12 protein-coding genes are annotated in these 13,739 nt (G+C 44.8%); 6 read left to right on the top strand and 6 right to left on the bottom strand.

Annotation, left to right across the window (positions count from 1 at the left end; genetic code table 11):
* Nucleotides 1-113: 113 nt before the first annotated feature.
* A complete protein-coding gene (gene rsmD / locus JMX97_RS02640) occupies nt 114-803 on the bottom strand; it encodes a 16S rRNA (guanine(966)-N(2))-methyltransferase RsmD (RefSeq protein WP_201555063.1) in 690 nt (229 codons plus the stop codon).
* A gap of 16 nt (nt 804-819) precedes the next feature.
* Nucleotides 820-2,817 (bottom strand): penicillin-binding protein 2, encoded by a 1,998-nt coding sequence (mrdA, locus tag JMX97_RS02635; RefSeq protein WP_201555054.1) that lies wholly within the window; start codon nt 2,815-2,817, stop codon nt 820-822.
* 680 nt (nt 2,818-3,497) lie between these two features.
* On the opposite strand from mrdA, the gene JMX97_RS02630 reads away from it, so the two are divergent.
* The 6 genes from JMX97_RS02630 to adk all read left to right on the top strand — a co-directional run bounded on the left by JMX97_RS02630 (nt 3,498) and on the right by adk (nt 10,522).
* Nucleotides 3,498-4,832: a DUF445 domain-containing protein gene (locus JMX97_RS02630; RefSeq protein ID WP_201555052.1), complete on the top strand. Its 1,335-nt coding sequence runs from the start codon at nt 3,498-3,500 to the stop codon at nt 4,830-4,832.
* Nucleotides 4,833-5,122: 290 nt separating this feature from the next.
* Complete coding sequence (locus JMX97_RS02625) at nt 5,123-7,135, top strand: heme lyase CcmF/NrfE family subunit (RefSeq protein WP_201555050.1); 2,013 nt, start codon at nt 5,123-5,125, stop codon at nt 7,133-7,135.
* A 1-nt stretch (nt 7,136) separates the two neighbouring features.
* Nucleotides 7,137-7,784: a DsbE family thiol:disulfide interchange protein gene (locus tag JMX97_RS02620; RefSeq protein WP_201555048.1), complete on the top strand. Its 648-nt coding sequence runs from the start codon at nt 7,137-7,139 to the stop codon at nt 7,782-7,784.
* A 68-nt stretch (nt 7,785-7,852) separates the two neighbouring features.
* A complete protein-coding gene (locus JMX97_RS02615; RefSeq protein WP_413786385.1) occupies nt 7,853-8,338 on the top strand; it encodes a cytochrome c-type biogenesis protein in 486 nt (161 codons plus the stop codon).
* Nucleotides 8,335-9,615, top strand: coding sequence for a c-type cytochrome biogenesis protein CcmI (ccmI, locus tag JMX97_RS02610; protein ID WP_201555044.1), 1,281 nt, complete (start codon nt 8,335-8,337; stop codon nt 9,613-9,615). The genes JMX97_RS02615 and ccmI overlap by 4 nt, the downstream gene beginning before the upstream one ends.
* A 250-nt stretch (nt 9,616-9,865) precedes the next feature.
* The gene (adk, locus tag JMX97_RS02605; RefSeq protein WP_201555036.1) at nt 9,866-10,522 is read left to right on the top strand and encodes an adenylate kinase; all 657 of its coding nucleotides are present in this window, start codon (nt 9,866-9,868) and stop codon (nt 10,520-10,522) included.
* Nucleotides 10,523-10,644: 122 nt separating this feature from the next.
* On the opposite strand, the gene secB is transcribed toward adk, so the two are convergent.
* From secB to rsgA, 4 genes are all read right to left on the bottom strand, one after another.
* On the bottom strand, nt 10,645-11,097 hold the full coding sequence (gene secB, locus JMX97_RS02600) for a protein-export chaperone SecB (RefSeq protein ID WP_201555034.1): 453 nt from the start codon (nt 11,095-11,097) through the stop codon (nt 10,645-10,647).
* A gap of 183 nt (nt 11,098-11,280) precedes the next feature.
* The gene (gene grxC / locus JMX97_RS02595; RefSeq protein ID WP_201555032.1) at nt 11,281-11,544 is read right to left on the bottom strand and encodes a glutaredoxin 3; all 264 of its coding nucleotides are present in this window, start codon (nt 11,542-11,544) and stop codon (nt 11,281-11,283) included.
* 279 nt (nt 11,545-11,823) lie between these two features.
* The gene (locus JMX97_RS02590) at nt 11,824-12,279 is read right to left on the bottom strand and encodes a rhodanese-like domain-containing protein (protein ID WP_201555024.1); all 456 of its coding nucleotides are present in this window, start codon (nt 12,277-12,279) and stop codon (nt 11,824-11,826) included.
* Between the two features lie 159 nt (nt 12,280-12,438).
* Complete coding sequence (gene rsgA, locus JMX97_RS02585) at nt 12,439-13,542, bottom strand: ribosome small subunit-dependent GTPase A (RefSeq protein ID WP_201555022.1); 1,104 nt, start codon at nt 13,540-13,542, stop codon at nt 12,439-12,441.
* Nucleotides 13,543-13,739 lie beyond the last annotated feature (197 nt).

Here is a 13,739-nt window from a genome sequence, read left to right as displayed (position 1 = left end):
GAGCTTAAGCTTGCAAGCTGCATTGTGGTTTATTTTAGCCTGCTAAGCATTAAATGCGAGCATCTAGCTGGATTTTTAGCAGTTTTTAGCATTTCTTAATAGTAGCCGACTGATTATGACGATACTAGTCGATAAAGTCCAGCAACAACTTGCCCTACTTTTGTGTTTTTGATACATTCAAAGCCACTTAGCCTTTGTGCGGTCAAAGTATCGCTAAGAGACAATACTAGCTCGTCTAATTGTCCACTTAAGTCTTTATCGGCTTCTAGATAAATCAGCGTCTCTACTGTGATTAACTCTTTAGTAATCAACGCGGTCAAAATCGGCTGCCATAACTCTTCAGCATAAGGCGGATCGATAAAAACTATGTCAAAAGGTTGAGGGAAAAAGGGCTGAGATTGTTGATTTTGACTCAAAATTTGCTGGGCTGTGCCGTGCAAAATTTGATAGCTGCCAACATCAATATGTAACTGCTCTGCGCTTTGTAGTAGCATTTGACTTTGGGCGAGATTGGCTTCGATAAAGCTGCAATGTGCCGCGCCGCGCGATAACGCTTCAAACCCTAATACGCCGCTACCAGCGCAGCTATCGAGTACGCGCGCACTATGAATATCAGCCAGCAACCAATTAAACAGGGTCTCACGTAAGCGGTCTGGCGTTGGTCGCAAGCCGTCTGCATCAATAAAATTGACGTTACGACGTTTAAACTGACCACCGATGATACGCACGTTACCAGCAGCGGTCTGCTTAGGGTTTATAGCCTTTTTAGGCTGAGTTTTAGATGATGCTGGAGTCTTTTTCATGGTATTTATAAGCTCTTTATTCGCTTGTCGTCGTAGCTTCTGATGCAACCTCTGCCTTTTCTTTTAATGCGTTTTCTTCTTTTAGCGCCTGTTCTTGCTCGCGTATTATATCACGTGCTATTTTGTCTAGTGCTTTTTGGCGTTTGATCACTTTAAGCTCATCGGCAGTGGGCGGCAAAACAGGATCATTTTTGCGTTGTAGTACCCAGTAATCAAATAAGGCGCGACCAATAGGGGCGGCAACGGCGCTACCACCACCGCCGTTTTCGACCAGCACTGACAGGGCAATTTGTGGGTCTTCTACTGGAGCAAAGCCATTGAACCAAGCATGATCCCACTCACGTTTATCCAGCGCGGATTTATCGTAGCTTTTACCTTGGGCGATAGACTTTACTTGCGCGGTACCGGTTTTGCCAGCGATACGATAGCGAGAGGTATAGATGCCACGTCCGGTGCCGTTCTCGATGACGTTTTCCATGGCATCTTGCATGCGTGTCCAGTCGGAGGGCTTGCCGTTATATTTAATTTTACCATCAGGCTTGGTAATGACATCGACATCTGCAGCACCTTCGCTACGTTTTAATAGATGCGGGGTGATGTGATAGCCCTTGTTGGCAGTCATGGCGGTGGCATTGGCAATCTGTAGCGGCGTGGCTAAGAAATACCCTTGACCGATACTGACCGAAATAGTGTCACCTGGAAACCAGTCTCTATCATACCTATCTTTTTTCCATTTCGGTGACGGCATGATACCGGCTTTTTCATTAGGCAAATCAATACCGGTGTCTGCGCCAAAGCCAAAGCGCACCATCCAATCATGCAGGCGTTGAATACCCATCTCATAGGCCAATTTATAATAATAAGTATCGACCGACTGCACGATAGACTTTTTTAAATCTACGGTGCCATGACCACCACGCTTCCAATCGCGGAATCGATGGCTATCACCAGGCAGACTAAAATAACCGGGGTCATAAATAGTGGTCTCCCAGTCGCGTAGTCCATAATGGATTCCGCCTAAACCCTCAAAGGGCTTGATGGTAGAGCCGGGTGGATACATGCCTTGCAGCGCCCGATTATATAGCGGCTCATCAGGGTCTTCACGTAGCGCGGCATAGTCCTTAAAAGATATCCCTGAGATAAAGGGGTTGGGATCGTAGCTTGGGTTACTGACAAAGGCCAGCACATCGCCATTTTTGGGATCTATGGCCACAATTGCTCCGCGTCGACCATCGAGCTGCTGCTGAGCAATCTTTTGTAAGCCATAATCTAGACTTAAAGTAATGTCGTTACCGGCAATCGGCGGCTTGGTCTCTAACTGGCGCAAAATATTGCCATAAGCGTCGGTTTCTACCGACTGATAACCGGGTTGACCAAGCAAAATATCTTCATAAAAGTCTTCGATACCGATTTTACCGATAAGGTCCGTACCCGCGTAGCGATCCTTATCAATTTTTTTGCTCTCTTTATCGTTGATACGGCCAACATAACCGATCACATGTGCAAACAGCTCATCATAAGGGTAGGAGCGCGTGAGCTTACTTTGAATAGTTACGCCGCGAAAGAACGGTTTACGCTCACTAAACTGCGCCAGCTGTGCTTCAGTCAAGTCAATTTTTATGGTGACGGGATCATTTTTACTTTTGCTAAGACGCGCTAAGATATCGGTAATGTCGGTATCGGTCAGCTTAAAAATAGGCGCAAGTAAGGTTAACGTACGTTCTGGATTTTCCACCTCATCGGGGCTGAGCATCGCCGTAAATACCGGCTGATTGTCTGCCAGCAGTATTCCGTTACGATCGTAGATATAACCTCGGCTTGGCGGCGCTGATACCAGCTTGATACGATTGTTGTCCGCCTGGGTCTTATATTTATCATGGGCATACACCTGCAGATAACCATAACGTAGCAGTAACACGCTCAAACCCACCACGATCAACAAACCAAAAATAATGATTCGATGCATAAAAATTTGGTTGACCTGTTCAGTGTCTGGAGTGAGCGGTTTCTTCATAAAAGGTCAGTAGCCAAAAAGTCGGTGAATAAACAGTGTAGTGAATTAATGGACAATATAATAAATAGGATAATAAGTAAAAGCGCCGCAAATATAAACGATGAAAGTAACAGTTTCAAGCAGATAGCGCAATTTATCTGGCAATACTGGCTATAGTTAGAACCAAATGAAATGGGTACACCTATAGCTTCGTATAACTGATAAAAATTCATCCCAACCAAACGGACTCTTTTTTGTGGTTGGTCCAACCCTATATAGGCTTGCATGTCAGTCTTTACAGCTATTATAGCTGAATATTATAAGTGGTTATTACAAGCGGCTATTAAGCGACGAATTATAGCAGAACAAAATATATGACGTTGAACTTACCCGTTTGCTTTGTCTATGCCTTTATCAGTCACAGCTATGCAGTAGGTTAGTGTATTAGCGGTTGCGAGGTGACCATAAAACGTGTCATGTATAGTCACAACTTGACCGTGGTGTATGTGTGCTAATAAATGGCAAGTATGCTAATATTAGGCAATTTATTTTAACGTATTTCTTTAACGTATTTATGATTGATAAAGCGCTGTTTTTGCTCAGCGTAGATCAATATTGTAATAGCAACGACGACAGTTTAACGACAGTAAATTAACGATAATGAATTAACGACAACCGTTACGTCAGGGGCACAAAAAGTCATGGTTGCAACCTCAATATGGCAGACGCTCGCTGAGCATCCGGAATTTCTTGCCATGCTGACCATCCCACCGGTGACAGCATTTGTCACTTGGGTCCATGTGTGGATGGCGCTAAAAATGCTGTTTTATCCCATTAAGTTTCGGGGTATCCGCATTCCCAACTTTCCCTTTTTTGGACTACCAGGGATTGGCTGGCAAGGTATCGTACCGCGTAAAGCCGGTAAGATATCAGGGGTTATCGTTGATCAGACGCTCTCTAAGCTCGGCTCGCTTGATGAGTTTTTTCAAGCGATGGAACCGGAGCAAATGGCGGAGTTCATCACCGAGGCGATCGATAAGAATCTTGAGTCGTTGATTGACGAAATTATGCTTGAGCGTTCAGAGACTTTATGGAGCAACCTTCCCTATGCGTTAAAGCGCCGCCTATACACGCAAGCGCATCAAGAGTTGCCCGCAATCATGCAATCCTTAGTGACGGATTTGACCTATCACGTCGAAGATTTGGTTGATATGCGCCAAATGATTGTCAATAAGATGGAGAGTGATCGACGCTTGATGGTTAATATGTTCTTAAAAGTAGGCCAAAAAGAAATTGATTTTATTTGGCATATTAGCGCGTTGATTGGGCTTATTTTTGGCATTATCCAAATGTTTATCTTTTTGGGAGTGCCGCAGCATTGGACCGTACCCTTCTTTGCGGCGATCTGGGGCTTATTGACCAACTGGATTGCGATTTGGATGGTGTTTAATCCAGTAGAGCCGCGTTTTATCACTTATGTGAAGTTATTCGCGCGGGGTAAGACCTTTCCCTTTATTAAGTTGCAACTGCCCCATATGGCGAAGTTTCGCTGGCAGGGTGGCTTTATGAAGCGTCAAGAGGAAGTGTCTGAGGTTTTTGCTGAAATTGTCGTCAATGATTTGGTTACCCTTGAGAACATCATGAATGAGATGATGTATGGTGAGCGTGCCGCGCAAACGCGTGAGCTAATGAAGTCGCATCTTTATCAAGTGTTAGAATCACCAGTGGTCAGTGCTACCTTACGAATGGGACTTGGTCGACGTGAGTTTGGCCAACTCAAAAACACCATTATTGATAAATCAATTACCGCTACTATGGTGCCGATGCGCGATCCTGAGCTCAATGAGAGCCGCGCCAGTAAAATCTTCGGTCTGTTTCGAGATCGTATCCGTGCGCTATCGCCCGATGAGTTTCAAAACTTGTTGCGCCCAGCGTTTCACGAAGATGAAATGACCTTGATTGTGCTGGGTGGCCTGACAGGATTTCTAGCCGGTTGGCTGCACCTGGTTTTGGTGTTTTTCCCCGCTATGCAGTAACCAGATATATAGTAATAGTTGAGTCCTTATAGTCTCTATACACATCGTACACAAAGCAGATATGAGACCGTGACAAGTTGACGCTAGTGTACCTTGTTGTAAGTGTTTCGGATGGCAATGGCTGGCGGCGCTAACGATAGCATTAGTCAATACAGTACCTATATGAGCAACTAAAAATAGCTAAAATAGCCACTACAACAGTAAAACCTACTGAGTGCTTTTGAAGGTTATAAAAAGTCCAATTCATAAAGTAAACAATGACCGTATTAAGGTAAACAAGGTTAGACCGTATGTTAATCACAGAATTAGGTTATTTTGCCTTGCTGGCCGCGTTTGTGTTGGCGATCTTGCAAGTAGTGTTACCAACCATCGGCGTTATTCGTCATAAAGTCGCTTGGCAGCGTCTGGCACCAAGTTTGGCTTGGGCGCAATTTACAGCCATGATAATATCCTTTGGCGCATTGATGGCAGGCTTTTATTACAACGATTTTAGCCTAGTCTACGTCTCGCAGCACTCCAACACTTTGTTGCCTTGGTACTACAAGCTATCGGCAACGTGGGGCGGGCATGAAGGCTCGTTGCTACTTTGGATGACCATCATGGCGACATGGTGTGCGTTGGTATCGTACTTTAGCCGCGGTCTACCGCTGTCTATGCGGGCACGAGTATTGGTGATTTTGGCTGGCGTGCAGATGATGATGCTGGCGATGCTGATCTTTACCTCATCGCCGTTCAATCGTACCTTACCCAATATCCCAGTTGATGGTGCTGATTTAAATCCGGTACTGCAAGATTTTGGTCTGATTATTCACCCACCGATGCTCTATATGGGTTATGTGGGTCTAGTCGTGCCTTTTGCCTTTTGTATGGCTGCATTGTGGGCCGGGCGCTTAGATGCGGTATGGACACGCTGGTCACGTCCGTGGGCGCTTGCCGCTTGGGGGTTCTTAACCGTTGGTATCGCGCTGGGTTCTTGGTGGGCCTATTACGAGCTTGGCTGGGGCGGCTGGTGGTTCTGGGATCCGGTAGAGAATGCGTCCTTGATGCCCTGGTTTGCCGCTACCGCATTATTACACTCCTTAGCAGTGACTGAAAAGCGCGGGGTCTTTAAAGCATGGACGATTATGCTGGCGATTTTTGCCTTTGCGCTCAGCCTGCTTGGTACCTTTTTAGTGCGCTCTGGAGTCATTACTTCCGTACATTCGTTCGCCGCTGACCCGACGCGTGGTCTGGTGATCTTAATTATTCTTGGCGTTATTATCGGGGGCGGCCTACTGATGTTCGCCGTTCGCGGTTGGCGCTTGACAGTCGAGAGTCAGTATCAGCTGATTTCACGTGAGTCATTTTTAGTTATTAATAACGTTATCATTTTGATTGCTACTTTAGTGGTGCTGCTCGGTACGCTGTATCCAATCATTGCTGATGCCTTTAATTTAGGTCAGGTCTCTGTTGGTCCTCCTTACTTTAATGCGCTGTTTGTACCCCTGACGTGGCTGTTATTGTTCGCGATGGGTATGGGCTCTAATATTCGCTGGAAACAAGACAAGCGTCCGTTATTGGGCGTGGGTATGGTGATTGCGGCTAGCAGTCTGGTTCTAGCTGCTGTCATTACCTATTTTGTCAATCCTTCGTCAATGTTCAATATCGGTGTCACTCTAGCCATAAGTTTCTGGGTACTGTTCTGGATGGTAGTCGATATTAAGGATAAGACTAAAAACGCCCCTAATCTCTTTAAGGGTCTGCGTCAATTACGCCTCAGCTATTGGGGCCAGCAAACTGCCCACATTGGTGTGATAATCGCAGTCATTGGCGTGGCTTTCACCAGTAGCTTAAGTATTGAGCGTGATGTGGCACTGGGTATTGGTGATACGGTCAATGTGCAAGGTTACGATTTTGAAGTGAAAGACTTTCAGGAAGTCAAAGGCAGTAACTTTGATGGTATACAGGCACAAGTTGAGGTGACCAAAAATGGTCGCGAAGTGACGACCTTATATCCTGAAAAACGTACGTATGTGGTCAGCATGATGCCGATGACTGAGGCAGCTATTGATGCCAGCTTAATGCGCGATCTGTATGTGGCACTAGGTGAGCCTATTGCTCAAGGTAAAAATCAATGGGCGGTACGTATCTATGTGAAGCCGCTTATCCGCTGGATTTGGCTGGGTGCGATTATCATGGCGTTGGGCAGCTTATTAAGTATATTAGATAAGCGCTATCGCATTAAAAAAACCAAGGCACAAGATCAAGTTGCTATTAATGCTACTAATACGTCAATCCCAGTAGAAACAACGGGGGAGAAGTAGCATGAGTGCACCAGACAATAACCCTGATCAAAACAATAAGCGTGGCAGCCAAACCCTGCGTAAAAAGCAGCTGAAGATATGGTTCTTAATCCCACTGATTGTCTTTTTTGGTTTGATAGTTATGCTGTATATGCGGCTTGGTAAACCGGTAGAGATTGTAACCAATACGGCCCTTGAGCGTCCGGTACCTACTTTTGAGTTGCCATTACTGTCAGATACTAGTCGTGTGATGACCAATGATAACTTGCCCGACCAGCCATTTTTGATGAACATTTGGGGCTCGTGGTGTCCAACTTGTATTGTTGAGCACCCGTTTTTGATGCAGTTAGAACAACGCGGCGTTAATCTTGTTGGGGTCAATTATAAAGATGATATTGGTGATGCGCTGAGTTATTTAAACCAGCGCGGCGACCCCTTCTCCATGTCCATTCAGGATTTATCGGGTCAGTTTGCCCTAGACTTGGGTCTAACGGGTGCGCCCGAAACCTTTATCGTTGATGGTGAAGGCATCATTCGCCAACACATTATTGGTGAGATTAATGAGGCCAATTGGCAAAGTCGTATTACGCCTTGTTTGAGGGTACTCAATGAAGCCAATAAGAGCGGCGAAAGCCCTAACTCTAGTCAACTTGAGGAGGAATGCCAATGAAGCTTATTCAAACAAAAGCCAATATAATCTTTAGGCTAGCAAGCTTAATACTGGCATGTATGCTCAGTATGACCACCTATGCCGCGATTGATGTATACGACTTTGATTCTGTGCAGCAAGAAGCCCAATATCGCGGTCTCATCGAGGAGCTGCGTTGCCCGAAATGCCAAAACCAAAACCTTGCTGGTTCGGATGCACCGATTGCCCAAGATTTGAAGCAAAAAACTTACGACATGATTAAAGATGGCCGTAGTGATGGAGAAATAAGGGTCTATATGCAAGAGCGCTACGGCGACTTTATTAGCTATAAGCCACCCGTACGTCCCTCAACATGGATACTATGGTTTTTCCCGCCATTATTATTAATCGTTCTCATTACAGGCTGGTTCTGGCAGAGCAAACGTCGGCAAGTTACTGCAAGTGGTCAAGATGGCTTGACGGTTGATAGTACCGCCCAAGCTTTGACGCCCGCAGAAAAAGCTGAACTTGATCGTCTGTTGTCGCGCACTGATAACGCTGATCATGACATCACAAGCACAGAGGACAAAAAATGACCCTATTTTCTACTGTTGGCTTATTTATTGCCTTAAGCTTACTTATTGCTCTAGTACTTGCCGTTATTGCCATTATACCTTGGTTACGAGCATCACGGGCACCAGACAAACCGGTGGACAACCAACTGCTAGATATCAACGTTGCGGTATTTCGTGAACGGTTAGCAGAACTTAAAACCGATAAAGACAGCGGCACTATTGATGACAGCCATTACCAAAATCAAAAGCTTGAGCTTGAGCGCCAGTTATTAGACGCTCAGCGTCAAGTTGAGCCGATGGTAACCCCTGGTATCAAAAGCCGTTTAATCGTTATCGTTTGGGTGCCTGTATTAGCAGCACTGGCCTATCTATTGATTGGTAACCGTACGCCCGTATTCGAGCTGTGGGCTGCTGAAGATAAAGTCGGACAAGTCGCTGATGACTTATTAACCGGCAAAATTGATCAGCCACCAGAATGGGCGATTGAAGACAGTCGCCAGCTGATTTCGGCCATGCAGACTAATGTCCATCGTAATGCTGATGATCCCAATCGTTGGATGCGGCTATCAGAGCTGTTTTTATCACTAGAAGCGACTGAATCAGCATTAGAAGCTTTATCCCGTGCCTATCGTTTATCACCAGATAATGTAGAGATTGCCACGACCTATGCACAGATTAGTTTTTTTGCGAATCAAGGTCAGTTGGATGTCAACAGTCGCCGTGTACTACAAGATGTGCTGGCTAAAAACCCTCAGCATGAAGGCGCACAAATGCTAATGGCCATGGGCGAGGCGCGTGGTAATAACTTTGATCAAGCACAAGGCTGGATTAAGCGTTTGCGTGACAGCATTGCGGCCAAACCCGGTGATCATACCCAAGCATTGGCCAGCTTAGATGAGCTAAGCGCGAATGTGAACGCGCAGAAACAGCAAGCTGCCGAAGGCATCGATGTAAGTATAACGATCAATTCCAGCTTATTGCCGCTGGTAAAAGGCGATGATGTTTTATTTGTCGCTATTCGTGATGTAAAAGGAGGCCCTCCGTTCGCTGCCAAGCGCTTGCCTATTAGTGTCATCCAGCAAGGTGAAGCCAGTGTTAGCTTAAGTAATCTCGATGCAATGATGCCGGAGCGCACGTTAAAATCTGCTCGCGCTGAAAAAACTCAATTGGCAGTCATTGCTCGTATCAGTCATAGCGGTAATGCAGGAGCAGAGTCAGGAGATTTATCTGCCAATCCAGTCGTGATTAGCGCGGGGCAAAACCAAGTTAATATTGAAATCAACCAACAGGTGCCTTGATAAACAAGCATTTTAATATGCTGGTCTATATCTGTAAGTGTCATGACTGTAAGCCTTTTGACATAGACGCCGTAGCTTATTTCTACGGCGTACAATCACAGCACATGAACAGATAAGTCATCGTAACTTGCCGCATCCAGACTAAAAATACTTGAGGTTTTTAAAGCCACAAGGTAAGGTGAGCTTTGCAAACCACCAATCCCTAAGTTTTAGCTATCCTAAAATCCTCTATATTAAGGAGAATCGTGTAATGATGCGAATTATTTTGCTAGGTCCACCAGGCGCCGGTAAAGGTACCCAAGCCCAGTTTATTTCTAAAGAATATGATATCCCGCAGATCTCAACTGGCGATATGCTGCGTGCAGCGATCAAAGAAGGCAGCGAGCTTGGCAAACAAGCCAAAGGTGTTATGAATGCTGGCGGTTTGGTTTCTGACGACCTTATCATTAACTTAGTAAAAGAACGCATCGCTAAGCCTGATTGCGCCAATGGCTGCATTCTTGATGGTTTTCCGCGCACTATTCCGCAAGCCCAAGCGCTTGCCGACGCTGATGTGGCGATTGATCATGTAATTGAGATCAGTGTGCCGGACGATGAAATTGTCAAGCGCCTATCGGGTCGTCGCCAGCATGCAGACTCAGGCCGTGTCTATCATGTCGATCATAACCCACCGAAGCAAGAAGGTATCGACGACGTTACTGGCGAAGCGCTTATCCAGCGTGAAGATGACAAAGAGTCTACTATTCGTGATCGCTTAGCGACTTATCATCAGCAGACATCAACCCTAGTTGGCTTTTATCAAGATAAAGCCAAAGAAGGCGTTAATGCTCCTGAGTATGATAAATTTGATGGTACTCAGTCTATCGATGACGTTAAGCAGCAAATATTATCAGCACTAAAAGGTTAGTAACTTTTAGCTGATATTTATATGAACGCATTAAAAAAGCCGCCTACAATCAAATGTAGGCGGCTTTTCTGTATTGGTCTTTTATGTTGGTTCTTTTTAACTTAAAAGTTTTAAATTAGAACCTATGCATTACCTTCAGCATCTATTTGTGCTTGCTCTTGGCTTTGGGCGTAGGCTTGGTCAAAGTTAACCGGCGCTAGCAATAACTGCGGGAAGCTACCACGAGTAACGATGTCGCTAATCACTTCACGCGCATACGGGAACAATACATTAGGGCAATAGGCACCTAAAATTTGGCCGATTTGGTCTTCTGGAATATCTTTTAATAAGAAGATACCTGCTTGATGAACTTCCGCGATAAATGCCGGTTCTTCAGCGTTTTTAGCAGTCACGCTTACGGTCAAAATCACTTGATAGTGATCATCGTCAAGCTTTTCAGCATTGCTTGATAGGTTGATGTCAAGTTCAGGATTCCACTCTTTAGTGAATACGCCTGCGCCTGGGACTTCAAGTGACATGTCTTTCACATAAATGCGTTCTAGTGCCAATTGTGGTTGTGCTTGTTCTTCAGCCATGATAATTCCTCTAATAGTTAGTCAAATAGTTCTGCAGAATATAATTATGCTACTAATTCTTAAGTAATATTCAGAAATCGTAACTCAATCTCAATATTTCTCATCAAACTTTGCCTATTAATGCTGATGCGTTGATGCAATAACAGGCAGGTATAATGACAATTAGCAAAGCAATGTAGCAGATTAACCCGCTAATAGCTCATCAAGTTTACCTTGTTGGTTAAACTGATTAAGCTCATCAAAACCGCCAACAAAGGTATCGCCCACAAAGATTTGTGGCACTGTACGGTAGTTATTGGTTTTTTGCATTAGCTCACGGCGTGCATCGCTGCTCATATCGTGCATACCAATCTCTTCATACTCAACGCCTTTAGATTTTAATAGTTGTTTGGCATTCGAGCAGTAAGGGCAAATAGGGGTAGTGTAGACTTTAACAGATACGGTCATGGTAAATCCTTAATTTATAAATTTATGAAGCAATAGTTATATTATGAAAGTTAATCGTGTCGGCTGCAATCAAGTTAATCACAAGCCTGTATTCGTTTGTGCTAATTATAAAGTGGGGATAGGAGTGGTAAATTCAAGTTAGCGTCGCTGAAACTTTCGAAAAGTAACATAATGCAAAAAGGAGGACCAACAGGGCATAAAAAAAGACACTACATTATGAAGTGTCTTTTTTATTGGCTACGAACAGCTATGAGTGACCGCTAAATTTTGCTTGGCCCGTTACTTATGCAAACTAGGTTTCGCTTTACCTTTATTTTTAGGCTGTGCGTCTTTTATGCCAACTAATGGCATACCGCCACCTTGCCAGCTGCCAATACCACCATCTAAGCGATAGACGTTGTCCTTACCGATCATCTGCACAGCTGCACCTGCTTGTGCACCCATATCACAGATGATAATCACGGGCGACTCAATCGCACGTACTTCTTCTAGGCTGTCTTTGAGCTGAGTAAACGGAATATTACGACTGCCTTGGATATAGCCAGTAATGAATTTCTTCTTAGCGCGAATATCAATAAGTTGCGCATTTTGGGAGTTGACCATCATGCCAAGTGTATTAGGCGACACTTTTTTGCCGCTACGTTTGTTTTCAATGGCAAAAAACAGCACGGCAAGTACTGCTAAAAGACCAAATAAAAACGGGTGGTTGCCCACAAATCCAAGCGCACGATCCAAACCATACCTCCAAAAAATAAGTGTTCTATCAAACTGCGAATACAGTCTAATGATACCGAACAAGGCGCTATTATACCGATTAGGTCATCTTTAGTAAACGTGCGATGACCACACGTTTCATTTGATAGTTGCGGTAATAAGCGCGTTGGCTAATTTGGCTTAATACGGTTTGGTATCGGCCTCGATGCGCAAAGTAATGAGGTTTTCAACGCGGCGCTGGAGTACTTCGCCGTCAGCAACCGCTTGCCATAACGCGCAGCCTTTACTGTTGTGGGTATGACGACAATCGCGAAACTGACAATCACCGGACAAAGGCGCAAGCTCAACAAAACCGGAGATAATGTCGTCAGGGGTTAAATGCCAAATACCATATTCACGAATACCTGGGGTATCGACGATGCCGCCTTGGGTCAAATCATTCGGATTAAAAGGTAATAAACGACTAGTGGTGGTGGTATGCTGACCGAGTTTTGAGTTATCAGAGATAATATTAACGCTTTGTGCTGATTCAGGCAGTAGCGCATTGATTAGGCTACTCTTACCAACGCCCGATTGCCCTGCAAAAATGACCAGCTTATTATCGATATAACGTTTAAGCTCACTAAGTCCTTGTTGATCGTTGCTAGCAGCGACGTTTTCTGGACAATCAACTGAGGTTAGTACGCTTTCATAACCTAGTGCCGCATACTGCGTCAGTAATTCATTGGTATTGGCATCATCATCTTCTGCTAATAAATCTGCTTTATTTAATACCAGTAGTGGCTTCACACCGGCATGATGGCAAACTACTAAATAACGGTCAATTAAGGTGGGAGCAGCCGCTGGCAGTGGTGCAAAGACAATGGCCAAGATATCGACATTAGCGGCTACTGGTTTGAGCTTATGATAGCGATCTGGGCGTGAGACCAATGAGGTACGTGGTTTTACTGCTTCGATGCGTCCAAATCCAGTATTGGAATCGGCATTCCAGCGTACTTGGTCGCCTGCTGCTAGCATCGGTAGGTTGGTGCGGACATGACAACGCCAAATGTCTCCTAACGCCAGCTCTTGCCAAAACGGCTCAGGATCATCGGGTGCAAACTCAGGTTGCAAAGGGATGACAGCCGGTAAACTGGTCACTTGTACTTCTAGCTGCTTGCCATAGTGCGCCATGACTACGCCATCCATCAGGCTATCGTCAATACTGTCTTGATTAGACAACTGTTGTTTATCGATACGACGAATCTGCTGTTTGGTCAGTTTGCGTTGCCGAATTAATGCCATGAATTGTGACCTACTAAAAAAATATCTCTAAGTGTAGCGTGAAAATTTGCTAACATACAGCCTTAAGCGCATGCGGCAGACAGTGGTTTTGTAACGTTTAAGCGCTACGAACGCCAAGGCGTTATACCTTTTATATTATTTACTTTATTGAGGCTCAACTGATTCAAAGTTGCTTCAAAAATTATTGACCATAGGAC

Source organism: Psychrobacter sp. 72-O-c, assembly GCF_904846605.1.
Taxonomy (GTDB): Bacteria; Pseudomonadota; Gammaproteobacteria; order Pseudomonadales; family Moraxellaceae; genus Psychrobacter.
This window is presented reverse-complemented; position numbering and strand designations above follow the sequence as displayed.

Bases quoted from the DNA above. Each gene is read 5' to 3' on its own strand.
- grxC (WP_201555032.1), bottom strand. From the start codon at position 11,544: ATGACCGTATCTGTTAAAGTCTACACTACCCCTATTTGCCCTTACTGC.
- ccmI (WP_201555044.1), top strand. From the start codon at position 8,335: ATGACCCTATTTTCTACTGTTGGCTTATTTATTGCCTTAAGCTTACTT.
- rsmD (WP_201555063.1), bottom strand. From the start codon at position 803: ATGAAAAAGACTCCAGCATCATCTAAAACTCAGCCTAAAAAGGCTATA.
- secB (WP_201555034.1), bottom strand. From the start codon at position 11,097: ATGGCTGAAGAACAAGCACAACCACAATTGGCACTAGAACGCATTTAT.
- rsgA (WP_201555022.1), bottom strand. From the start codon at position 13,542: ATGGCATTAATTCGGCAACGCAAACTGACCAAACAGCAGATTCGTCGT.
- mrdA (WP_201555054.1), bottom strand. From the start codon at position 2,817: ATGAAGAAACCGCTCACTCCAGACACTGAACAGGTCAACCAAATTTTT.
- JMX97_RS02615 (WP_413786385.1), top strand. From the start codon at position 7,853: ATGACCACCTATGCCGCGATTGATGTATACGACTTTGATTCTGTGCAG.
- JMX97_RS02630 (WP_201555052.1), top strand. From the start codon at position 3,498: ATGGTTGCAACCTCAATATGGCAGACGCTCGCTGAGCATCCGGAATTT.
- adk (WP_201555036.1), top strand. From the start codon at position 9,866: ATGATGCGAATTATTTTGCTAGGTCCACCAGGCGCCGGTAAAGGTACC.
- JMX97_RS02620 (WP_201555048.1), top strand. From the start codon at position 7,137: ATGAGTGCACCAGACAATAACCCTGATCAAAACAATAAGCGTGGCAGC.
- JMX97_RS02625 (WP_201555050.1), top strand. From the start codon at position 5,123: ATGTTAATCACAGAATTAGGTTATTTTGCCTTGCTGGCCGCGTTTGTG.